The sequence below is a fragment of the Stagnimonas aquatica genome (assembly GCF_003730135.1).
GTDB lineage: Bacteria > Pseudomonadota > Gammaproteobacteria > Nevskiales > Nevskiaceae > Stagnimonas > Stagnimonas aquatica.
On record NZ_RJVO01000001.1, the window covers coordinates 39,266 to 60,806 of the forward strand.

19 protein-coding genes are annotated in these 21,541 nt (G+C 66.9%); 8 read left to right on the plus strand and 11 right to left on the minus strand.

The window, feature by feature from the left end:
- Window positions 1-77: 77 nt before the first annotated feature.
- From ED208_RS00175 to rluD, 4 genes are all read right to left on the minus strand, one after another.
- Entirely contained in the window at window positions 78-1,190 is a 1,113-nt protein-coding gene (locus ED208_RS00175; protein WP_123209846.1) for a WD40/YVTN/BNR-like repeat-containing protein, read from the minus strand.
- A 150-nt stretch (window positions 1,191-1,340) separates the two neighbouring features.
- On the minus strand, window positions 1,341-3,617 hold the full coding sequence (locus tag ED208_RS00180; protein ID WP_158608373.1) for a DUF1302 domain-containing protein: 2,277 nt from the start codon (window positions 3,615-3,617) through the stop codon (window positions 1,341-1,343).
- A gap of 196 nt (window positions 3,618-3,813) precedes the next feature.
- Window positions 3,814-4,557, minus strand: coding sequence for a peptidoglycan editing factor PgeF (gene pgeF, locus ED208_RS00185; RefSeq protein ID WP_199720461.1), 744 nt, complete (start codon window positions 4,555-4,557; stop codon window positions 3,814-3,816).
- Window positions 4,554-5,567: a 23S rRNA pseudouridine(1911/1915/1917) synthase RluD gene (gene rluD / locus ED208_RS00190; RefSeq protein ID WP_233574725.1), complete on the minus strand. Its 1,014-nt coding sequence runs from the start codon at window positions 5,565-5,567 to the stop codon at window positions 4,554-4,556. Before rluD ends, pgeF begins: the two co-directional genes overlap by 4 nt.
- A 12-nt stretch (window positions 5,568-5,579) precedes the next feature.
- Here rluD and ED208_RS00195 point away from each other — a divergent pair, with 12 nt between their 5' ends.
- On the plus strand, window positions 5,580-6,779 hold the full coding sequence (locus ED208_RS00195; RefSeq protein ID WP_123209848.1) for an outer membrane protein assembly factor BamD: 1,200 nt from the start codon (window positions 5,580-5,582) through the stop codon (window positions 6,777-6,779).
- 60 nt (window positions 6,780-6,839) lie between these two features.
- Here the strand turns inward: ED208_RS00195 and ED208_RS00200 are convergent, their stop codons facing one another.
- The 4 genes from ED208_RS00200 to ED208_RS00215 form a co-directional block, all read right to left on the minus strand.
- A complete protein-coding gene (locus ED208_RS00200; RefSeq protein WP_123209849.1) occupies window positions 6,840-8,456 on the minus strand; it encodes an NAD+ synthase in 1,617 nt (538 codons plus the stop codon).
- Between the two features lie 59 nt (window positions 8,457-8,515).
- Window positions 8,516-9,391: a succinate--CoA ligase subunit alpha gene (gene sucD / locus ED208_RS00205; RefSeq protein WP_123209850.1), complete on the minus strand. Its 876-nt coding sequence runs from the start codon at window positions 9,389-9,391 to the stop codon at window positions 8,516-8,518.
- 12 nt (window positions 9,392-9,403) lie between these two features.
- A complete protein-coding gene (gene sucC / locus ED208_RS00210; protein ID WP_123209851.1) occupies window positions 9,404-10,567 on the minus strand; it encodes an ADP-forming succinate--CoA ligase subunit beta in 1,164 nt (387 codons plus the stop codon).
- 165 nt (window positions 10,568-10,732) lie between these two features.
- Window positions 10,733-12,931: a primosomal protein N' gene (locus ED208_RS00215; protein ID WP_123209852.1), complete on the minus strand. Its 2,199-nt coding sequence runs from the start codon at window positions 12,929-12,931 to the stop codon at window positions 10,733-10,735.
- Between the two features lie 368 nt (window positions 12,932-13,299).
- On the opposite strand from ED208_RS00215, the gene ED208_RS00220 reads away from it, so the two are divergent.
- The 4 genes from ED208_RS00220 (at window position 13,300) to ED208_RS00235 (ending at window position 15,609) form a co-directional block, all read left to right on the plus strand.
- Window positions 13,300-13,824, plus strand: a complete 525-nt coding sequence (locus ED208_RS00220) for a hypothetical protein (RefSeq protein WP_123209853.1) — start codon at window positions 13,300-13,302, stop codon at window positions 13,822-13,824.
- Between the two features lie 24 nt (window positions 13,825-13,848).
- A complete protein-coding gene (locus tag ED208_RS00225) occupies window positions 13,849-14,403 on the plus strand; it encodes an RNA polymerase sigma factor (protein ID WP_123209854.1) in 555 nt (184 codons plus the stop codon).
- Between the two features lie 40 nt (window positions 14,404-14,443).
- A complete protein-coding gene (locus ED208_RS00230; RefSeq protein WP_123209855.1) occupies window positions 14,444-14,848 on the plus strand; it encodes a hypothetical protein in 405 nt (134 codons plus the stop codon).
- Between the two features lie 218 nt (window positions 14,849-15,066).
- Window positions 15,067-15,609, plus strand: coding sequence for a DUF3106 domain-containing protein (locus ED208_RS00235; RefSeq protein ID WP_148044648.1), 543 nt, complete (start codon window positions 15,067-15,069; stop codon window positions 15,607-15,609).
- Window positions 15,610-15,833: 224 nt separating this feature from the next.
- Here ED208_RS00235 and ED208_RS00240 read toward each other — a convergent pair whose 3' ends face one another.
- The gene (locus ED208_RS00240; RefSeq protein ID WP_123209857.1) at window positions 15,834-16,535 is read right to left on the minus strand and encodes a queuosine precursor transporter; all 702 of its coding nucleotides are present in this window, start codon (window positions 16,533-16,535) and stop codon (window positions 15,834-15,836) included.
- Window positions 16,536-16,753: 218 nt separating this feature from the next.
- On the opposite strand from ED208_RS00240, the gene ED208_RS00245 reads away from it, so the two are divergent.
- Genes ED208_RS00245 through ED208_RS00255 form a run of 3 tightly spaced genes read left to right on the plus strand, consistent with a single transcriptional unit; the run spans window position 16,754 to window position 19,661 of the window.
- Complete coding sequence (locus ED208_RS00245; RefSeq protein WP_123209858.1) at window positions 16,754-17,860, plus strand: hypothetical protein; 1,107 nt, start codon at window positions 16,754-16,756, stop codon at window positions 17,858-17,860.
- 18 nt (window positions 17,861-17,878) lie between these two features.
- Window positions 17,879-18,985, plus strand: coding sequence for a hypothetical protein (locus ED208_RS00250; RefSeq protein ID WP_123209859.1), 1,107 nt, complete (start codon window positions 17,879-17,881; stop codon window positions 18,983-18,985).
- Window positions 18,986-19,019: 34 nt separating this feature from the next.
- Window positions 19,020-19,661 (plus strand): glycoside hydrolase family 19 protein, encoded by a 642-nt coding sequence (locus ED208_RS00255; RefSeq protein ID WP_123209860.1) that lies wholly within the window; start codon window positions 19,020-19,022, stop codon window positions 19,659-19,661.
- A gap of 69 nt (window positions 19,662-19,730) precedes the next feature.
- Here the strand turns inward: ED208_RS00255 and ED208_RS00260 are convergent, their stop codons facing one another.
- A complete protein-coding gene (locus ED208_RS00260) occupies window positions 19,731-21,158 on the minus strand; it encodes an NAD(P)(+) transhydrogenase (Re/Si-specific) subunit beta (RefSeq protein WP_123209861.1) in 1,428 nt (475 codons plus the stop codon).
- Between the two features lie 13 nt (window positions 21,159-21,171).
- Complete coding sequence (locus ED208_RS00265) at window positions 21,172-21,480, minus strand: NAD(P) transhydrogenase subunit alpha part 2 (RefSeq protein ID WP_123209862.1); 309 nt, start codon at window positions 21,478-21,480, stop codon at window positions 21,172-21,174.
- Window positions 21,481-21,541 lie beyond the last annotated feature (61 nt).

Consider the following 21,541-nt stretch of genomic DNA (forward strand, 5'->3'; position numbering starts at 1 on the left):
GCGCGCGCCAACCGACGCGCGCCGCTGTGGTCCACCGCTGGGACCGCTATGGATGAAGCCGCCGGCGCGCCGGATGGCTAGTTGATCTTGACGCTCTGCACGCCCTGCTCGCCAACCACCACCAGGCGTCCGGCCCAGGCGACGGCGGCGGCAAAGCTGCCGGTCACTTCCTTGTCGGTGGTGTTGCCATTGGCGTCGGTGCGTGGCGAGGTCACCTTCACCGGGACCACCGCGCCGCTGGGCTCCAGCTTGAGCACCTTGCCCGCCAGCCCGACCAAGGCCACGCCACCGTCGGCCAGCGGGACACCACCAAAGAAGGAGGACACGGTATCGACATTAACCTGGGTCCAGTGCCCGGCCTTGACGTCGTCGCTGCGATAGACGTTGCCGCGCAGTCCGTAGATCAGCGCGCCGCCGGTGCCCACCGCGATGGCGCCGTAGAGGGAGCCGTCGTAGGGGGAAGTCAGCTTCTCCCAACTGTTGCCACCGTCCAGGGAGATACCCATCGTGCCCTGCTCGCCCACCACCAGCAGACTGCCATTGCCAAGCTTGCTGATGGCATTGAGGTGCAGCTCATCTTCTCGCACCGCCGGCGCGTCGGCCTCGTTCCAGGTCGCACCGCCGTCGGTGGTGCGATACATCAGGCCGTAGCCGCCGACCGCGATGACGTTGTCGGCATCCAGCGCGATCACATCGAGGAACGGCTTTTCCAGCTCGGGTTGGAAGTTCTGCAGCAGCCAGGTCTTGCCGGCGTCGGTGGTCTTCAGGATCACCGCGTCGTGACCCACGGCGTAACCCACCGTCTCGCTGGCGAAAGCCACACCGGTCAGCGGCGAACGCACTGGCGTCTGGACCTGCGCCCAGTCGCGGCTGTTGTTGGAAACCAGCACCGTGCCGCGATCACCCACGGCGAACAGATGCTTGCCCGAATTGGCCACATCCAGCATCAGCCCCTGTGAAGCCAGCCGGGCGATCTCGGAAGGACGGGGCTTAACCGGGGCCGCGGCCGGTTCGGCAGCCTCTTCGGCCGCCGGCTCGGACTCGACAGCCTCGGTGGCGGAATCACTGGCCGCGTCGGCGGTCGGCTCGGTCGCCGACTCCGTGGGTTCCTGGGCAACCAGCAGCCCGGCGAAAGTGGCCAGCAAGGCACCGGCCAGTACGGTCAGGGTCTTTTGATCCCGCTTCTTCATGTGCTCACCTTTTCTTGATGAATACCCACGGCTGACTGCCGAGGTCTCCTCCCAGCAGGCCCGCCCTTGGGGCGGACGCTGCCGGAATCCTACACGGTCAAACTGCCTTTGGCTGCTCCGACGCGCGGATTTTGACCAGACTGGAGAGGCCTAGAACTGATAGCCGAAGGACAGGAGCAGATTGTCGCGATCACGCAGAGGGTCGCGAATGCCGCCGCCAGTGAACCAGGTATAACGCAGCTCGCCGATGAACCGGGACAGGTAATCGACGCGGATGCCGGACAGGATCTGCTTGCGGCCCTCGACGAAGTTCTGCCCCAGTCCAGGCCCAACGCCCTCGACGTCGTGGAAGAAGGTATTGAGCAGCTCAATGTTCGCGCCGTACAGCGCGCTGTCGTAGCGCAGCAGCGTCACCAGGCGGTAGCCGTAGGAATCGGCGGTACCAAAACCGCCGGTGTCGTACCAGGCGGTGGGATTCTGCCGCACCGTCGGATCGCCATCGGCGGCGTTGGTGGAGGGATCGTTGGGGTTGGTGCGCACATCGCGCGGGTTGATGCCGATGCTGCCGTCGGCGCCGCTGGAGATGTGGCTATCGGTGCCAGCACCGTTGAACTGCAACTCGTCCAGGCCCGGCATGTCGAAGATGTGCGTGTGGCCCAGCTCCAGCAGCAAGGTGATCTGCGAGGCGCCGAAGGGATTGTCGCCGCCAATGTTCTTCAGGATGTTGAGGTTGGCCTGGCCGATCTTCATCGGCTCCCAGCCACGCACATAGCTGCCGGCGGTGGGTGGCTCGCCACGATAGTTGGTGGCGACGAAGTCCGGAACCGCCGAACGGCGCCCCGGCAACACCGCGATACCGAGGTCCAGATCCTCACTGGGGAACGCCGGCTGCGACAGCGCGAACACCAGGTCGGTGGAATGGATCTGGATCGGCAGATTGGGGCGGTAGACGTACTCGCCGGACACCGCCAGATCGCCGAAGGTGGTGTTGAACGACATGCCGTACATCTGGATGTTCTCGGGGTATTCGATGAACAGCCGGGCGCTATCCAGCGGCAGCGCCTCGCGCGGCAGGGCCAACTGCAGATTGCCGGCGGACAACTGGGTCAGCGTGCCGGCGAGGAACTGCGCGGTGGCGGTGGGGTCGGTCGGATCGAGCGCACCGCAACTCACTGCGAGTTGCAGGATGTTGTCGATCGGCGTGCCGAGGATGGGATCGGGCAGGCAGGTGGCGTCGGCGGCGAAGCCGGAGATGCTGGGAAAGCGAGCGTGGTAGTTGGCGAAGTAGAAAGCCAGCTCGGTGCCGTTGTTGAAGTTCTCCAAAAAGCCCTTCAAGGCCAGACCATACTGACCACCACCCTGCGGCAGACGGGCGTTGGTGGCGGCATGATCGACCAGCAGGGTGCGGCTGGAGCGCGAACCGAGGATGTAAGCCGGGTCGTCCGGATTGCGCGCCGGCTCGTAGAACTGGCCCGGGTCCTCCGGCGCTTTCGAGAACGACAGCATCGCGTAGTCGCCGCCGGCGCCAACGATGTCGGAGGTGGAGAAGTAGCTGCCGACCGGGTCGGGAATGACCGGCTCCCAGTCGTACTGATAGAACAACTGGAATCCGAGGTTGTCGATCACATCGCCCTCGAGCAAGGCCATGCCGACCGGCTGCGAAAGCTCCTTCAGATCAAAGCCCGGTACGCGCAGGATGGCCTGATCCGGCGGATTGATGGCGTTCAGCGAGTTGGGCAGCAGGAAGGCGCTCTCGCCCCAGTTCAGCACCTGATTGCCAAGCTTGAAGTTGAACGCGCGGTCGGCGAACTCGAAGCGGCGGCTGACGAAGTAGTCGAGAAACTTCAGGCGCGCGCCGGTCAGTTCGCGGACATCGTTGGGGATGTCGGTCTCACCGGGTTGCGCGGTGGCGTCCGGGTGCCGCTCCTTGAGATTGGCGTACTGGCTGTCGAAATAGCCGGTGGTGCGGGTGAAGAAATTGAACTCGCCCAACGAAAAGGAGATGTCCGAGGTCAGCTTGGTGGCCGCCGACACCACGTCGTACTTGTCGAAATTGAGATTGCCGTTGTCGCCATTGGGCGAGTAGGCGCCCGGCTGCGCGACAAAGAACTGGTTGGCGTTGTCGTAGCCATCGGCGGGCTCGCCAGCGTTGCAGGTATGCCCCGCGTATTCGCGGTCATCGCCGTCGTAAGTGCCGGCCACCCGGCTGACGCAGATGCCGGGATTGAGCGAGGACTTGCCGACGAGCGTGCTGTCGCGATCCTGCATGCGCATCATCGCGCCGACCGTGAACAGGTTTTCCACCTTCACCGTGGTTCCGGCCAGATCGAACTCGAACGCCGCCGCCGGCGCGCTGGTCATCGCCAGCACCAGCAGTCCGGACAATGTGTGGCGGCCGAGGCCCGGGACGGCTCTGGCAATCTTCATGTGCTGCATCTCCCCTCCAGTACGGTAGGTAATTCATGACTTATTGATGTAGGCCAAATGCCTACAGTGACCCCGTCGTCAGGTGCGCCCCATGATGACGCCCCGCGAAACTAGACTTGGGGAATTCAGCCCACGAAGGGCCGGTGTTGCCGCTTTGTATCAAACGCGCAACTGGGCATGCAACAAGAGTTTTTACTTAAGCCTGGCGCCAGATCAGGCTGACCATGCGCCCACTGAGGCCATCGCGCCGATGCGAGAAGAACCGCGTCGGGTCTGAGTAGGTGCAGATTCCGCCGCCATAAACCGCGTTCAGGCCGACCCGTCGCAGCCGTGCCCGGGCGAGGGCGAACAGGTCGGCTCGCCAGCGTCCGCCGTCGGCGCTGAAGTGGGCAGCATCCTCTGCCGACTGCGCCACGAACGCGGCCCGGACTTCCTCCCCAACCTCGAAGGCTTCTGGACCAATCGCCGGCCCCAGCCAGGCGAGGAGTTCGGCGGGTTCGACCGGCAGGGCCGCCACGGTCGCCTCCAGCACGCCCTGCGCCAGCCCACGCCAGCCGGCGTGCGCAGCCGCGACATGGCGACCGTCCCTCGAACAGAACAGCACCGGCAGGCAGTCGGCGCTCAGCACCGCGCAAGGCACCCCGGCCGCGTCGGTCCAGCAGGCGTCGGCCGACTGACCAGCCTCGGAGCACGGCTCAAGCCGCAGCACCGCCAGGCCATGCACCTGATTTAGCCAAGCCGGCTCGCGCGGCAGCAAGGCCTGCTTCAGCAGGCGACGCCGGTTCTCCACCACGGCGGCCGGCTGATCGCCGACGTGGCCGCCCAGATTGAGACTCCGGTACGGGCCCAGGCTGACACCGCCTTCGCGAGTACTGACCAGGGCCTGCACCTCCGATGGAGCTGGCCAGTCGGGGCGGATCAGCTCCAGCGCCGCGTTCACAGCGCCGACTCGCGCCGTAGCAGCGTCAACAAGGCTTCGAAGTCCGCCGGGCGCGGCGCCTCGAAACTCAGTACCTCGCCAGTCACCGGGTGTTCAAAACCCAGACTCGCCGCGTGCAGGGCCTGCCTGCCCATGCCGGCCACCGCCGCGCGCAACTCGGCGCTGGCACCGCGCGCGCGAAAAGTCTCGCCGCCGTAGACCGGATCGCCGGCTACCGGATGCTTGATGTGAGCGAGATGGACGCGAATCTGGTGGGTGCGTCCGGTTTCCAGCCGCACTCGCAACAGGGTGTGCCAGGCAAAGCGCTCACTGACCTTGTAGTGGGTGACGGCGGGCCGCCCGCCGAACACGACCGCCCGCTTGATGCGGTCCCGGGGATGGCGCCCCAATGGCGCGTCGATGGTGCCACCGACCACCAGGCTGCCGTTCACCAGGGCGTCGTACTCGCGACGAATCTCGCGGCGGGCCATGGCCGCGGTCAGCCCGGTGTGGGCGGCTTCATCCAGAGCCACCACCATCAGGCCGGTGGTGTCCTTGTCCAAGCGGTGGATCAGGCCGGCGCGCGGCACGCCTGCGGTCTGCGGATAGTGGTGCAGCAGGGCGTTCTGCACCGTCCCGTCCGGCGCCCCGGCGCCCGGGTGCACGGTGAAGCCGGCCGGCTTGTTGAGGACCAGCAAGTGCGCATCGGCGTACACCACGTCCAGCGGCAGGTCCTGCGGCTTCAGCGCCGACTCGACGCTGGCCTCGGGGCGCAGGTCCAGACGGTCGCCCGCCATCACCGGCTGACGCGGCTTGGTGCAGACCCGGCCGTTAACGGACAGACGACCCTGCTCGATCCAGGTTTTCAGCCGCATCCGGGAGTAGTCCGGGAAACCTTGCGCCGCAGCGGCATCCAGACGCGCGTCCTGCAACTCCGCAGGCACCAGCGCCAACTGGACATCCTCGTCTTCATCCAGCTCCGGGCCGGAGGCGGGGGCTGGGCTATACTGCCGGTCTGTCTTCATGCCCATCGCGCGTCATCTATGAAATCGTCTTCCGCCTTGAAGCTGGCTGCGGCCACGCTCGCCTCCGTGCTCTGGCTGACGGGTTGCAGTTCCGACGCGAAGCGCGATCCCAGCGCCCGGCCGGTCAATCCTTTCAAGGACAAGGACTCGCGCAGCTCGCTGAACAAGTCGCAGGTCAGCGAACGCGAACTGAAGCTGGAGGCGGACCAATTGTACCGTGTGGCCCGCAAGGCCCTGGACTCCTCGGACTTCACCGAAGCCCAGACCCGCTACGACACGCTGATCGAGCGCTATCCGTTCACCGAGTACGCGGTGCAGGCGGAGCTGGAAAAGATCTACGCAATGCAGCGGGAATTCCGTCCGGACGAGGCCCTGGCCGCCGCCGACCGTTTCCTGCGTGAGCATCCCCGGCACGCCGGGGCCGACTATGTGCAATACCTGAAGGGCGTGATTCAGGCCGAGCGGGACGCCGGCCTGCTGGATTCCCTGCCGCTGGATCACACCAAGGGCGACGTCGGCAGCCTGCGCAAGGCCTACGACGAGTTCTCCCTGCTGATCCAGAAGTACCCCAACTCCCGCTACGGCGAGGACGCGCGGGCGCGCATGGTGGACCTGCGCAACCGCATCGCCGCCAACGAGATGCACGTGGTGCACTACTACGAGCGTCGCGGCGCGCATCTGGCCGCCGCCAAGCGGGCCGAGCAGATCATCGCCCAGTACCCGGGTGCCCCGGCCACGCTGGAAGCGCTCAAGACACTGCAGAAGAGCTACACCGCCCTCGGACTCAAGCAGCAGGCCGACGACGCTGCGCGCATCCTCGCCGCTCAGCCGGCGGCCAGCCTGAGTGATCGTGCTGACAGCAGCGCCAGTGCCCCGGCGCCAGCGCCGGAGCCCGGTGTGTTTTCGCGCATTGCCGGCGCCTTCTCCTTCCTGGACAGCAGCAAGCGGGAGACCACCGAGCTGGTGATCCCCACCGGCGAAGGCAAGACCGCGACTCCTCAGACCGGCGAAGGCGGCATCTCGATCAACGGCTCGCCCCTGCGGGTGTCGATCAACACCGGCGACGAAGAAGCAGCAGCCGCTACCCCGGCGCCGGCCGCGGCAGCACCCGCCGAGGAAAAGAAAGGGGAGGCTCCGGCGGAAAAGCGCGGCTTCTTCACCCGCGTGGTCGATTTCTTCTCCTTCCTCGATCCGGACCGCAAGGACGAGAAGAAGTAGGTCGCAGAATCCAACAAAAGGCCGCGCAACGCGCGGTTTTTTGCTGCCTGCTCGGATCGCTCAGATATCGCCGTAGAGCGCGGTAATCGGATAACGCCGTTCGCGGCCAAACGCGCAACGGGTGATCTTCGGACCGGGCGGCGCCTGGCGGCGTTTGTACTCGCTGCGCCGGACCAGGCCGGCGACCCGGCGCACCACTGCCTCGTCGAAACCCATGGCGACGATCTCCGGAATCGAGCGGCTGTCCTCGACGTAGGCCTCCAGCACCGGGTCAAGCACCTCGTAGGGCGGCAGCGAGTCGGAGTCCTTCTGGTCGGGGCGCAGTTCCGCCGAGGGCGGGCGCACGATCACCCGCTCGGGGATCACCGGCGACAACGTGTTGCGGTAGCGAGCCAGGCGGTAGACCAGGGTCTTGTAGCAGTCCTTGATCGGCGCGAAGCCGCCGCACATGTCGCCATAAAGCGTCGCATAGCCCACCGCCATCTCGCTCTTGTTGCCGGTGGTCAGCACCACCTGGCCGAACTTGTTGGACAAGGCCATCAGCAGCACCCCGCGCGAACGCGATTGCAGGTTCTCTTCGGTGAGATCAGGTTTGCGGCCGGCGAAGCTCTCGGCCAGGGTCTCGGTGAATGCTCCGAAGGCACGCTCGATCGGCAGCGTCGAATAGCGGATGCCCAGCGCCTCGGCCTCCAGACGCGCGTCGTCATTGGACATCTCCAGCGTGTAGCGCGAGGGCATGGACACGCCCCAGACCCGCTCCGCCCCCAGGGCGTCGGCGGCGATGGCGGCGACCAGGGCCGAGTCGATGCCGCCGGAGAGGCCGATCAGCGCGCCGGGGAAGCCGTTGCGGTCGACGTAGTCACGCGTCGCGCGCACCAAACCCTGGTAGACCACCGCTTCCTCGGACGGCTCGGCGCGCAGCGCGCCTTCCAGCCGGCCGTTCTCCAGGCGCACCGCGTGCACACCCTCCTCCCACAGCGGCGCGGCGAAGGCCAGCGAGCCGTCGGCACGCAGGGCGCAGGAGTCACCGTCGTACACCACCTCGTCCTGCCCGCCGACGCAGTTGACGTAGAGGATGGGCAGGCCGGTCTCGGCCACCCGCGAGTCCAGGGTGCGCCGCCGCTGCGCCGACTTGCCCAGCTCGTAAGGGCTGGCGTTGATGTTGATGAGCAGCTCGGCGCCGGCGTCGCGCGCCTGGGCCGCCGGCTGCGACAGCCAGATGTCCTCGCAGATGGTCAGGCCGATCCGACGCCCTCCCAGCTCGAACAGGCAGGGGCTGAAGCCTGGCCGGTAGTGGCGACGGTCATCGAACACGCCGTAGTTGGGCAAGTGCTGCTTGCGGTAGCGGGCGATCACCGCGCCATCGCGCAGCACCCAGGCGGCGTTGTAGATGGCCCCGTCGCGGTATTCCGGCAGGCCGACGATGAGCGTGATGCCCTGCACTTCCGTCAGCAGCCGCTGCACGCCAGCCTCGATCACCGCCGGCAGGCCGGAGCGCAGCAGGAGGTCGTCCGGCGGATAGCCGATCAGGCTCAGCTCAGGGCAGGCGACCAGATCCGCCTTCAACTCATCGCGCGCCTTGTGGGCCGCCGCGACGATCTTGCCGACATTGCCTTCGACGTCGCCGACCCAGAGATTGAGCTGGGCCAGCGCCAGAGTGAGGGAGCGATTGTTCATGGGCGCACTGTAAAGAAAAAAAGCCCGCAGTCTGCGGGCTTTTTGCCAAGCGGGATCGCTTACTTGAGCAGCGAGAGCATCGCCGCGCCGAGATCGGCCGGGCTGCGCACGGTTTTCACGCCCGCGGCTTCCAGCGCCTTGAACTTCTCGTCGGCGGTACCCTTGCCGCCGGAGACGATGGCGCCAGCGTGGCCCATGCGCTTGCCCGGAGGAGCGGTCACACCCGCGATGTAGGCCACCACCGGCTTCTTGACGCTGGTCTTGATGTAGGCCGCCGCCTCTTCCTCGGAAGAGCCGCCGATCTCGCCGACCATGATGATGCCCTCGGTCTGCGGGTCGGCCTCGAACAGCTTGATGACGTCGATGAAGCCCATGCCGCGCACCGGGTCGCCGCCGATGCCGACGCAGGTGGACTGGCCCAAACCATTCTGGGTGGTCTGGTGCACGGTTTCATAGGTCAGCGTGCCCGAGCGCGACACCACGCCGATGCGACCCGGCTTGTGGATGTGGCCCGGCATGATGCCGATCTTGCATTCGCCCGGAGTGATGATGCCGGGGCAGTTGGGGCCGATCAGCACCGCGTCCGGGTACTGGTGGCGCAGCGTGGTCTTGACCTTGACCATGTCGTTCACCGGGATGCCTTCGGTGATGCAGACGATGATCTTGATGCCGGCGTCGGCCGCTTCCAGGATCGCGTCGGCCGCGCCCGGCGCCGGCACGTAGATCATGCTGGCGTCGGCGCCGGTTTCCTTCACCGCCTCGTGGGCGGTGTTGAACACCGGCAGGTTGAGGTGCTTGCTGCCGCCCTTGCCGGGCGAGATACCGCCGACCATCTGGGTTCCGTAGGCGATGCACTGCTCGGAGTGGAAAGTGCCCTGCTTGCCGGTGAAGCCCTGGCAGATGAGCTTGGTGTTCTTGTTGACGAGGATGCTCATGAGTGCGGTTCCTTAGCCCTTAGCCAGCGCGACGACCGTTTTCGCGGCCTCGGTGAGATCGGAAACAGGAGTGATCTTGAGCCCGCTCTTTTCGAGCAGCTCGCGGCCCTTCTCCATGTTGGTGCCCTGCAGGCGGGCGACGACGGGGATCTTCAGGCCAACCTGCTTGGTGGCCTCGATGATGCCCTCGGCGATCAGGTCACAGCGGACGATGCCACCGAAGATGTTGACGAAGATCGCCTTCACGTCCGGGCTGGAGGTGATGAGCTTGAAGGCGTTGGTGACGCGCTCGGTGGTGGCACCGCCGCCGACGTCGAGGAAGTTGGCCGGCGCACCGCCGTGCAGCTTGACGATGTCCATGGTCGCCATCGCCAGGCCGGCGCCGTTGACCATGCAGCCGATGTTGCCGTCCAGCGAGACGTAGTTGAGATCGAACTGCTGGGCGACGCGCTCGCGCTCGTCTTCCTGCGAGAGGTCGCGCTGCTCAGCGATCGCCTTCTGGCGGTAGAGCGCGTTCTCGTCGAAGTTCAGCTTCGCATCGAGCGTGAAGATGTTGCCCTCCTTGGTCACGATCATCGGATTGATCTCGACCATCGAGGCATCGCACTCGATCAGGATCTTGTAGATGCCGAGCAGGGTCTTGGTGAACTGCTCGGCCTGCTCCTTGTTCAGATCCATGAAGAAGGCCAGTTCGCGGCACTGGTAGGGCTGCAGGCCGGCGGCCGGATGCACGGCGATCGACTTGATCTTCTCCGGATGCTTCTCGGCAACCTCTTCGATGTCCATGCCGCCTTCCGGGCTGGCCATGAAGATGATCTTTTCCAGCGAGCGGTCGACCAGGGCCGACACGTACAGCTCGCGGGCGATGGCGCTGGGCTTCTCGACCCAGACGCTGTTGACCGGCAAGCCTTTGGCGTCGGTCTGCTTGGTGACCAGACGGGTGCCGATCATCTTGCGGGCGGTTTCTTCCACCGCGTCGAAACCCTCGACCAGCTTGACGCCGCCGGCCTTGCCGCGACCGCCGGCATGCACCTGCGCCTTGACGACAAACTTGTCGCCACCCAATTCCTTCGCCATCGCCCGGGCTTGTTCGGCGGAGGTAGCCAGGCGGCCCTCCGGGACGGCGATGCCGTAACGGGCGAAGAGAGCCTTCGCCTGGTATTCGTGCAGATTCATGACTTCTCCGGGGGGATAGGGGAGCGAACCGGACGCTTCCTCTTTTTTGACTCGTGGATTTTCGCTTAAAAACCGAGTCAGCGGCAAAGCTGATGCAGGGCTGCACCGCAGTGTATCGACCAAGGTCTAGCCGCGACTCCCATGAGCGCAGCTTGCGTTTTACCGCTAGAACAGGTCGATCGGGTCGACGTCCAGCGACCAGCGCAGGCGCCGCGCCGCCGGCAAGGCCTCCAGCTGATCCAGCCAGCCCGGCAGCAGACGATGCAGCGGCGCGCGTCGGCTGGCCTGCAGCAGCAGCTGCGCGCGATAGCGGCCCTCGCGCCGCTCCATCGGCGCCGGCGCCGGCCCCAGCAACTGCACCTCGCTGGCGCCGTCGAGCATCGCCAGCGCCAGGTCACGGGCGCCGCGCAGAAACACCTGGGCCTCGGTCATGTGCGGCGCCTCCGCCCGCAGCAGCACCAGATGGCCGGAAGGCGGCAGCCCGGCTTCGGCGCGTTCGGCCAGCAGGCGCTCGGCAAGTGCGCCGTAGCCAGCGCCCAGCAGCAGTCGCAGCTGCGGGTTCTGCGGCTCACGGGTCTGGATCAGCACTTCCGCCGGGTGCGGCGACTGCTCGGCGCGACCGGCGCGACCGGCAACCTGGGTGAGCAGCTGTCCGAGCCGCTCCACGGCGCGAAAATCGGCGGAGAACAGCGCCTGATCAGCGTTGACCACGCCGACCAGGCTCAGCGCCGGGAAATCATGGCCCTTGGCCAGCATCTGAGTGCCAACCAGGATCTCCACCTTGCGGGCGCGCACCTCGTCGAGCAGCCGCTCCAGCTTGTCGCCGCCGCGCAGGCGCTCGGCATCGAAGCGCTCCACCCGGTGGCCGGGAAAGTGATTGCGTAGCGCGTCCTCGATCCGTTCGGTGCCCTCGCCCACCGGCAGCAGGCGCGCGCCGCCGCAGGACGGACAGACCCGGGGTGGCAGCTCCTCGTGCCCACAGTGATGACAGACCAGGCGGCCGCGCGCCCGGTGCAGGGTCATCCGGGCATCGCAGTGCCGGCAGGGCGCGGTCCAGTGGCAGACCTCGCAGAGCAGGGTCGGCGCATAGCCCCGGCGGTTGATGAACAGCAGGCACTGGCCACCGGCCTCGAGATGCCGCGACACCGCCGCCAGCAGCGGTTCGGTCAGGCCGTGCCGGGTCGGGTAGACGTTGAGGTCAATCAGCTGCGCCGGCGGCGGCGCCCGGCCGCTGATGCGCTGCTCCAGCCGCACATGGCGGTAGCGGCCGCTGCGGGCATGGGCCAGCGATTCCAGCGCCGGGGTGGCGCTGCCCAGCACGGCCATTGCCGCGCATTCCTTGGCACGCAGCAGCGCCAGGTCACGGGCGTGGTAGCGGAAGCCTTCCTGCTGCTTGTAGGAGGCGTCGTGCTCCTCGTCGACCACGACCAGCCCCAGATCGGCGAACGGCGCGAACACCGCCGAGCGGGTGCCGACCAGCACCTGCACCCGGCGCGCCGCCACCGCCAGCCAGGCGTCGTTGCGCTCGACCTCGGTCATGCCGGAATGGAAGCTGGCCACGGCCGCGCCAAAGCGCTCGGCGAAGCGGGCGCTGAGCTGGGGGGTGAGGCCGATCTCCGGCACCAGCACCAGCACCTGCCGCCCCGCCAGCAGCGTCTGCTCCGCCAAGCGCAGGTACAACTCGGTCTTCCCAGACCCGGTTACTCCCTCCAGCAAGCTGACCGAAAACCCCGGCGGCGCCGACTGCAATGCCGCCAGGGCCTGCTGCTGCGCTGCCGACAGCGGCGGTGCGGCCGTCCGCGCCCCGGGCTCGGCGACGGCATCCCGCTCTTCCACCCACTGTTGTTCCAGCGCTTTCCGCAGCACCGCAGCATCAAAGCCGCTGGCCTCCCCGGCGAGCAGCTGCAGATCCGCCGCTGCCAGCGCGCTCAGCAGCGCGCGCTGACGGTGCGCGCGCGCCGGCAGCAGGGCCAGGGCCTGCCGGCCGGCCCCGGTCAAACCCAGACGCCGGGCCTGTCGCCCCAGCGCCGGCCGACCTTCGCGCAGGGGCGCGGGCAGCGCGGCGGCGACCACCTCGCCCACCGGGTACTGGTAGTACTCGGCGGCCCAGAGCACGAGCTTGAGCCAGTCCGGCGGCGCCAGCGGCGCAGGGTCCAGCACCCGCGACACCGGCTTGTACTGGTAGCCACCGCCCTCGGCCTGACGCGGCGCCGAAACCACCAGCCCGATCAACTGCCGGCGACCGAATGGCACCTCGACGCGTACGCCGGGCGGCAGGCAGGCGCGCAACTCCGGCGGTACCAGATAATCGAAACAGCGTCGCAGGGGGGTCGGCAGGGCCACTGCCACCAGGTCAAGCGCCACGAGACGGAATCAACTTGTGGATAACTTTGGGGATAAGGCGGGGGAGGATCATCCCACAGTCCGCCGAAATGGCCTCAAAACACCTGGCATTAGCGTCACATTCAAGAATTATTCCATTTGTTTTCATGTAATTAAGAAACCAAACAAAGGTGCCATCAGACATCCATCTTGACCGCCCTGGCCATTTTTCCAGCGGGATTGCTGTGCATAACCAGCGCCGCAATGGCTTGACAAAACCAGGCTGGAGACGCAGTTCAGATGCGGTTCAGTGCGTTGGCGCAGTGTCGCCGCCGGTCAACGGCCCAGTCAGATCGCCGTTGCTTACAGCCTCCGGTCTCCCGGAATTTTTCTTGATGAGGATTCCCACGATGAAACTCTTTCAGCGCAGCCTGCTCGCCTCCAGCCTCCTTGCCCTCAGCCTGCCGGTCCTGGCGGCCGAGGCCGGCGCCGCCGCGAATGCCAGCGTCAACGCCAACATCAGCACCAACGCGGCCTCTCAGGCCTCGGGTGCGCTCGACGCGGCCACCGGCAAGGCCCAGCTCGGCATCGGCCAGGCTGCCAAGGCCGGGACCACCGCCGGCGCCAAGCTGGAGGCCGGCAAAGCCTCGGCCAGCGCCACCGTCGATGGCGGCAGCCAGGCTGCGGGCCAGGCCACCGAGGCCGCCAAGGACAGCGCGCTGAAGACCAAGAAGAAGCTCAAGGCCGGCGCCGGCGTCGCCACCGAGACCGTCACCAGCACCGGGACCGGCGTGAAGAACACCGCCACTGCCGGCGGCAAGGCGGTCACCGGCGCCGTCGGCGGTCTGCTCGGCACCGCTGCGGGCGTGGCCAGCGGCACCTCGGTGAGTGCTGACGTCGATGCCGACGTCAAAGTCGAAGGCAGCGCCAAGTAAAGCGCAGCCCGGCGCGCGCCGCCCGTGGCCGAAGGGGGAACCCCCGAAGGGCTCAACGCCTTTCTGCTGCAGGCGCAGGCGCGCGCGCTGCGGGTGGCGGAAATCGCCACCCGCTCGCGCGACGACGCGCTCGATGTCGTACAGGACGCGATGCTGCACTTGGCTCGCGCCTACGGGCGGCGTCCACCGGAAGAGTGGGCGCCGCTGTTTCACCGCATCCTGGAAAACAAGATCCGCGACTGGCAGCGCCGCCAGGGCGTGCGCAACCGCTTCTTCTTTTGGCGCAGCGAGCGCGACGACGAGGAAGACAGCCCGAGCGTCGAGGAACGCGCACCCGACCTGGCGATCCCCGACTCCACCGAGCGGCTGATGCAGGACGAAGCCATGGCCCGTCTGAAGATCGCCCTCGCCGAATTGCCGGAGCGTCAGCGCCAGGCCTTCGTGCTGCGGGTCTGGGACGGCCTGTCCACCGAAGAGACCGCCCAAGTCATGGGCTGCTCCGACGGCAGCGTGAAAACCCATCTGGCCCGCGCGCTGTCGAATCTGCGCGGCAAACTCGGCGACGCCTGGTCTAACTAGCGTGGCGCCCCACGCCGATACACAATCGGAGCCTCACTGCATGAACAACAGCACTCACTCTTTCGAAGACCTCTCCGCCGCCGACCGAGCTTTCGCGCAGGTCGCCCAGGCCCGGCTGCGCGCCACCGAGGCACTCGACTACACCGAGGCTGCCCGCCTCGCCGCCGCCCGCCGGCGCGCGGTAGCCGCGCTGGAAGAGCGTCGCGGCGGCATCAACCGCTGGCTGCTGGCGCCGGCGGCGCTCGCCAGTCTGGTGCTGGGCTTCGCCCTGCTGCCCAACCGTCTGGCCAGCCCGCCGACGGCACCGGCGGTCAACGCTTTGGAAACTGCCGCGTTGGAATGGACAGTCGATGAAGCGGGCCCGGAGTTCTACCGCGATATCGAGTTCTACCGCTGGCTGGCACAGCATCCGGAACTCGAACGCCTTACGGAACCGAATGCCTAGTCTTCGCGGCTGGTTGTGGCTGGTCGCGGTGATCGCAAGCCCTTGGGCCTGCGCCGCCCCGCCGCCGCAACCGCCCCCGGCGGCACCGCTGCAACCCAACGCCGCCCTGCTGGAATTTCTTGGAGACTGGACCGCCGAAGAGCGGGCGCTACTGAACATGGAAAAGAAGGCCAACAAGACTCCCGACACACCCGCGCCCGAAGCGCGTGGAGGTCGTCGTGCGCCTTGATCTGCGCCATTTCCTCGCCGTCCTGCTAATGGCGACGAGCAGCCAGCTGCTGGCGGCGGCACCACAGTGGCAAAACCTGAGTCCGCAGCAGCAGGCCCTGATTGCGCCGGCCATCAAGGGCGAGGCGGCAGTCTTCGACCAGCTCCCGGACCAGCGTCGTCAACGCCTGGCCGAGGGTGCCAGCCGTTGGCTGCAGATGAGCGCCGACCAGCGCGCCGAGGCCAGCCAGCAGCTGGCGACCTGGCAGCGGATGAACGCCGTCGAGCGTCAGCAGGTGCTGGAGCGCCGCGCCGAGTTCCGCAGCCTGCCCAGCTTCGAGCAGGGCCGCCTGCTCGAGCAGCACCGCCGCTTCGAAGCCTTACCTCCGATGGAGCAGGAGCGGTTGAAGGATTTCTACCGTCGCAACATCGAGCAGCAGAACCTGCTGCCGCCCCTGGTGCAGCCCCTGGACAGTTTGCTGCCGGCGCCCTTGCCGCCGCTGCTGTCGACGCCGCCGCCGACCTCGACGCCCGGCGGCTTGCTGCCGTACTGAACCCCGACGGCATCGCCCATGCCGAGGTAGCCGCTCGCGTAACGCCGCAGCCGAGTCGTGTCTTTGCTCCGCCAGCCATCGACTTCCTCGCCATCACGGCCGACCTCCCGTTGAGCCCCTCAGTAGCAACTCAAGGATGCTCAAGCTGGCTGCGCCGCTTACTTCCTTAAAGGCAGCTTCCGCCGGCCTGGAGCGACGCCGGCAGGCTGCGGGCCTGGCCCCACTCAGGTCTTCAGCGAGAACGGCGTGAAGTCGGTGTCGCGGTCGAATACATCCACTCCCTCGGCGCGCTTCAGGCGCGCCACTGCCCAGTAGGTGATCGGAGTGAACAGCACCTCGATGCCGATCTTGAACAGCAGGTTGAAACCCATGACCGCCAGCAAGGCGTCGTGGGTCCAGATGCCGTAGAAGGCGATCGGATAGAACAGCATCGAATCCGCCGCCTGCCCGACGATGGTCGAACCGATCGTGCGTACCCACAGGAAACGGCCGGCGGTGAACACCTTGAGGCGCGCCAACACATAGGAGTTGACGAAGTCGCCGACCCAGTAGGCGACGATGCTGGCCAGCACGATCCGCCAGGTACTGCCGAAAGCGGTCTCCAGCGCCGGTTGCAGCAGCGCATTGAAGGGCTCGTTGGCAGCGGGTGGCAGATGCACGATCACCGTGGTCATGAAGCTGGCGAACAGCAGGGCGCCAAAGCCCGCCCAGATCGCCCGCCGCGCCCGGGCATAGCCGTACACCTCGGTGAGCACGTCACCAAAGATGTAGCTGATCGGGAAGAACAGATTGCCGGCTCCGAAGCTGACCGTGCCCAGCAGAGGCAGATCCACCGAGCAGACCTTGGCCGGGCCGATCAGGTTGGAGCAGAGCAGCACGGCGACCATGCCGGCCACCAGCAGATCGTAATAGCGGGCTTGGGTCATCACGCCGGGAGGAATGGAGCCAGGCTCACACACTAGCAAGGACCTTCACAGTGCGGAACCAGACCAGCCGACCAAGGGCCATTGCCGAATTCCGGAAACCGGCGTAATCATCCGCCAGCGGCCTGGGGAGGTCGCACACAACGAACGGGAAGCGAAATCGGCACCAGCGTCCACGGGCGCAAGACGATGCCGGTTTCGCGATACCGGAAGGGGAAACGATGTCGGGAAACATCGGGTCGGGCCTGCCCGCCACTGGCGGCGGCCCTCAGGAATCGCAAGCCGCTCCCGCAGCACCCAGCACGCCGGCCAAGAGCAGCGCGCCCCTCGCGGCGGTGCTGGGCGTGGTGTTGCCCTTCTGCACCTATCTGTACAGCCAACAGCAGGAGCGGCAGGACCAACTCCGGCACCGCTACCAGCAACAGTTGCAAGACCAGCAGTTGGCGCACGAGAAGGACAAGGAACAGGCGCAGCGCCTGCTCCAGGCGATACAGGACCGCCAGTTTCCAGCCGGCACGGCCGAGCCGGCCAGGTTCAATGCCGATGCCACCTGCGGCCTGCTGGCCAACCAGGTGACGCTGATCCGCCGTGGCCTGGTGGGTGAACAGACCCTGGGCGTGCTGACCAGCCTGCTGACGGCGCCGCCGGCGAATCGGCGTGGCAGCGACACCCCACTCGCCTGCGAGTGCAGGGAGTTCAGCCTGCAATTCGTGGAAATGACCCTGGCCAGGCCCAGCGCCGAACTGGCGGCGGCGGTATCCAGGTCCGCGCGCGAGAAGAATCAGCAACCCTTGAACGACGCGCTGAGCCGCTGCGATCAGATCAAGCAGGAGCCGGCAACCAAGCCCGGGCAGCTCAAGCAACTGATCGAGGAACAGGCAAAAAAGGAGAACAAGGAACTGCCGGCGGTCGAACTGAAGCAGATGCTGGCGGCGCTGGAGACTGCCGTTGCTCGCCGCACAGCGGAGATCAAGGCGCTGCCGCTGAAACCTCGGGTCTACATCCAGATCGCCGGCGAATCCCAACGGGCGGCGGCGGCCTGCCTCGGCAAGCGGCTACGCGAATACGGCTATGCCCTGCCGGGCATCGAGAACGTCGGCGGCCGCCGCGCGCCGCCGGCCAGCCAACTGCGCTACTTCTTCGCCGACGAAGCCTCCTGGGCCACCAGGCTACGCGCCGACCTGGCCGACGCCGCCCTGCGCTGCCAGGCCTTTCCCGATCTCGCGGCCGAGGATCCCCAGGGACAGGCCATCCGCGACTTCAGCGGCAAGGCCGGCGGCGCCCGCCCCTACCACTTCGAGCTCTGGCTAGCCGCCGGCGCGCCCTGAACCGAACGGAGAGCTGCCATGCTGATCCAGATTCTCGATGTGCTCATCGGCCTGAGCGTGGTGTACCTGGTCTTCAGCACCGCCGCGTCGGCGGCGGTGGAACTGGTGGAGGTGGTGCTGCGCCGTCGCGGAGCCTTGCTCCGAAAAGGGGTGCAGGAACTGCTGGCGGCGACCCTGCCCGGCAATACCGACGGCAAGACCCTGGACACACTGGTCGAACGCTTCTACAACAGCCCCCACATCGCCTCGCTCTACAGCGGCCGCCTGAGCCGCCTGCCGCTGATCGGCTGGTGGGTGCGTGGCGGGCAACTGCCGTCCTACATCCCGCCGGAGCGATTCGCCGCCGCCGTGCAGTGGCTGGCGGCCAACCCGCCGGTGGCAACCGAGGCAACGGCACAGCCAGCCGGCAACCCCTTCGCCCGCCTGGCAGAAATCGCCTTGAGTCTCGCCCCCGATGCGGCCGCTGACGCCAAGGCCCAGCAGGAAAAGATCGCCGCCTACTTCACCGCTTCCGCCGAGCGCTACTCGGGTTGGTATCGGCGCCATGTGCAACTGGTGCTGCTGCTCAGCGGCGGGCTGATGGCGGCGACGCTGAATCTGGACAGCCTGCGCATCGCGCAGGTGCTATCCAACGACCCGGCGCTGCGCGGCCAGATCGTCGAGCAGGCACTGAAGGACGCCGCTGACGGCGAACTGGCGGCCTATGAGATCCGTTGCGCGGACACGACGACGCCGGAGACCCCGCCCCCCGCCGGGACTGACCCGAAGCCGGCAGGCAGCGCCGGCCAGGCGGAATCCGGGCAGACCAGCTCCGGCGACGGAGGCAGCAGCAGTGACGACCCGGCCGCCGCCTGCGAGAAAAAACTCAAGGACGGCATCGCCCGCCGCATCGACTACGCCAGCACGCTGGGCCTGCCCATTGGCTGGGACGACGATCCGCTGCTGTCGGCGCCGCGCCATGCCCACTGGCTGGACTGGCTGCAGAAGTTCGGCGGCCTGCTGATCACCGCGCTGGCCATCTGCATGGGCGCGCCGTTCTGGTTCGACCTGCTCAACCAGCTCGCCAACATCCGCACCAGCGTCAAGCCGGCCAGCGAGGACAAGTCCACCCCGAAATCGAAATGAAGTTCGCGGTCTCCGCTCCACCAGAGAGGTTCCCATGCAAATCACCCAAACCCAGCTGAGCCGGATCATGCCCCGGAATCCGGACATCCCCACCTGGACCGCGGTGCTCAACAGCGCCATGGCCGAATTCCAGATCGCCAGCCGGGCTGATCGCATCGCCGCCTTCCTGGCGCAGATCGCCCACGAGTCGGGCGAGATGCGGCGTCTGGTGGAGAACCTCCACTACAGCAGCGCCAAACGCATCTGCGCGGTCTGGCCCAAGCGCTTCCCCACCGAGGCCGACGCTGCGCCATACGTCGCCCAGCCGGAAAAGCTCGCCAACCGCGTCTATGCCGACCGCATGGGCAATGGCGATGCCGCCAGCGGCGACGGTTGGCGCTTTCGCGGTCGTGGTCTGCTGCAGGTGACCGGTCGCGGCACCTACAAGGCGGTCGGCACGGCGCTGGGCCTGCCACTCACCGGCAACCCCGACCTGTTGCTGCAAGCCGGGCCGGCGGCCCGCTCGGCCGCCCATTATTGGAGGTCGAACGGCCTCAACGAACTGGCCGACGACCGCAGCGACGACGATGACGACGCGGATTTCGTCACCATCACCGTCAAGATCAACGGCGGCAAGAACGGGCTCACCGAACGCCGTGCCTACTGGGCCAGCGCCAAGACGGCGCTGAATCTCTAGCGGAGCCCAAAACGAAACCGGCCACGGCGCCGCGCGAGCGGGGCCGTGGCCGGGGGAAATGCGCTGGGCTTAGTGACCGCCGCCGTCCAGCGACTTCACCGCCTGGATCATCTGCACCATCACCTTCTGCGCGTCGCCGTAGACCAGGTTGGTGTTGTCGGCGAAGAACAGCTCGTTCTCGACGCCCGAATAGCCCTTGCCCTGACCGCGCTTGACCACGTAGACCTGCTTGGCCTGATCGACGTTGAGGATCGGCATGCCATAGATCGGCGAGGACTTGTTGGTGCGCGCCGCCGGGTTCACGGTGTCGTTGGCGCCGATGACGATGGCAACGTCGGCCTCCTTGAACTCGCCGTTGACATCTTCCATGTCGAAGATCATGTCGTAGGGCACGCCGGCCTCGGCGAGCAGCACGTTCATGTGGCCGGGCATGCGGCCCGCCACCGGATGGATCGCGAACTTCACCTCGACGCCGGCGTCGGTCAGCAGCTTCACGAACTCGAACAGCTTGTGCTGCGCCTGGGCGACGGCGAGGCCGTAGCCGGGGGCGATGATCACCTTCGACGCATAGCGCATGTTGATCGCCGCGTCGCCGGCCTCGGCCGGCTTCTGGCTGCCCTTGATCTCGCCCTGCACCTCGTCACCCGCCGGGCCGAAGTTGGAGAAGATCACGTTGGCGACGCTGCGGTTCATGGCCTTGGCCATCAGCAGGGTCAGCAGGGTGCCGGCGGAGCCGACCACCATGCCGGCGATCATCAGCGCCGGGTTCTGCAGCACATACCCCTCGAAGCCGACCGCGAGGCCGGTGAAGGCGTTGTAGAGCGAGATCACCACCGGCATGTCGGCGCCGCCGATGGGCATGGTCATCAGCACGCCGAAGATCAGCGCCAGCGCGAAGAAGGCGCCGGTCACCGCCGGGTGGGCGTGACCTTCGGCCACCAGGGCGATGTAGAGACCGAGCACCAGGGTCGCCAGGAACACCGTGCCATTGATCAGCTGCTGGCCCTTGACCCGCCAGGTGCCGTTGATGCGGCCGTCGAGCTTGGCCCAGGCGATCAGCGAGCCCGACAGCGAGATCGCGCCGATCAGCGAACCGATGATGGTCACCACCAGCGGTAGCGCGCCGTGATGGCCGCTGGTCTTCAGCAGTTCCACCGCGCCGATGGCGGCGGCGGCACCACCGCCCATGCCGTTGTAAAGCGCGACCATCTGCGGCATCGAGGTCATCGCGACCTTCTTGCCGCTCCACCAGGCCCAGCCCACGCCGACGCCGAGGGCGATGGCGGCGAGGATGGTGTTGGTGGTCAGGTGCGGCTTGGCCGCCTCCGAGACGCCGAAGTAATAGAGGAAGGCCGCCAGCACCGCGACCAGCATGCCGACGCCGGCGACGACGATGCCGCTGCGCGCGGTCACCGGCGAGGACATGCGCTTGAGGCCGTAGATGAACAGGAACGACGCCAGCAGCGCCGAGATGTCGATGAGGAGTTGTGGGCTCATGGCGTGACTCCGCTTAGCTCTTCTTCTTGTCGCTGGGCTTGAACATTTCCAGCATGCGTTCGGTCACGACATAGCCGCCGGCGGCGTTACCCGCGCCCAGCAGCACGCCGAAGAAGCCGATGGCCTGCTCGATCACCGTGGTGGCATTGAGCAGCGCGAACATCGCACCGACCACGACGATGCCGTGCACGAAGTTGCTGCCGGACATCAGCGGCGTGTGCAGGATCGCCGGCACCCGGCCGATGATCTCGTAGCCGGTGAAGGCGGCGAGCATGAAGATGTAGAGGGCGACGAAGCCCGTGATGACGGTGGTCGGTTCCATTCCTTTACTCCTAGTCTCAGCCTCTGTGGTTGCCATCCCTGGCGCGACATCGCACTACTTG

Coding starts and splice junctions, on each gene's coding strand:
- ED208_RS00175 (WP_123209846.1), bottom strand. CDS start 1,190: ATGAAGAAGCGGGATCAAAAGACCCTGACCGTACTGGCCGGTGCCTTG.
- ED208_RS00180 (WP_158608373.1), bottom strand. CDS start 3,617: ATGAAGATTGCCAGAGCCGTCCCGGGCCTCGGCCGCCACACATTGTCC.
- rluD (WP_233574725.1), bottom strand. CDS start 5,567: ATGGGCATGAAGACAGACCGGCAGTATAGCCCAGCCCCCGCCTCCGGC.
- ED208_RS00195 (WP_123209848.1), top strand. CDS start 5,580: ATGAAATCGTCTTCCGCCTTGAAGCTGGCTGCGGCCACGCTCGCCTCC.
- ED208_RS00200 (WP_123209849.1), bottom strand. CDS start 8,456: ATGAACAATCGCTCCCTCACTCTGGCGCTGGCCCAGCTCAATCTCTGG.
- sucD (WP_123209850.1), bottom strand. CDS start 9,391: ATGAGCATCCTCGTCAACAAGAACACCAAGCTCATCTGCCAGGGCTTC.
- sucC (WP_123209851.1), bottom strand. CDS start 10,567: ATGAATCTGCACGAATACCAGGCGAAGGCTCTCTTCGCCCGTTACGGC.
- ED208_RS00220 (WP_123209853.1), top strand. CDS start 13,300: ATGAAACTCTTTCAGCGCAGCCTGCTCGCCTCCAGCCTCCTTGCCCTC.
- ED208_RS00230 (WP_123209855.1), top strand. CDS start 14,444: ATGAACAACAGCACTCACTCTTTCGAAGACCTCTCCGCCGCCGACCGA.
- ED208_RS00240 (WP_123209857.1), bottom strand. CDS start 16,535: ATGACCCAAGCCCGCTATTACGATCTGCTGGTGGCCGGCATGGTCGCC.
- ED208_RS00245 (WP_123209858.1), top strand. CDS start 16,754: ATGTCGGGAAACATCGGGTCGGGCCTGCCCGCCACTGGCGGCGGCCCT.
- ED208_RS00250 (WP_123209859.1), top strand. CDS start 17,879: ATGCTGATCCAGATTCTCGATGTGCTCATCGGCCTGAGCGTGGTGTAC.
- ED208_RS00255 (WP_123209860.1), top strand. CDS start 19,020: ATGCAAATCACCCAAACCCAGCTGAGCCGGATCATGCCCCGGAATCCG.
- ED208_RS00260 (WP_123209861.1), bottom strand. CDS start 21,158: ATGAGCCCACAACTCCTCATCGACATCTCGGCGCTGCTGGCGTCGTTC.
- ED208_RS00265 (WP_123209862.1), bottom strand. CDS start 21,480: ATGGAACCGACCACCGTCATCACGGGCTTCGTCGCCCTCTACATCTTC.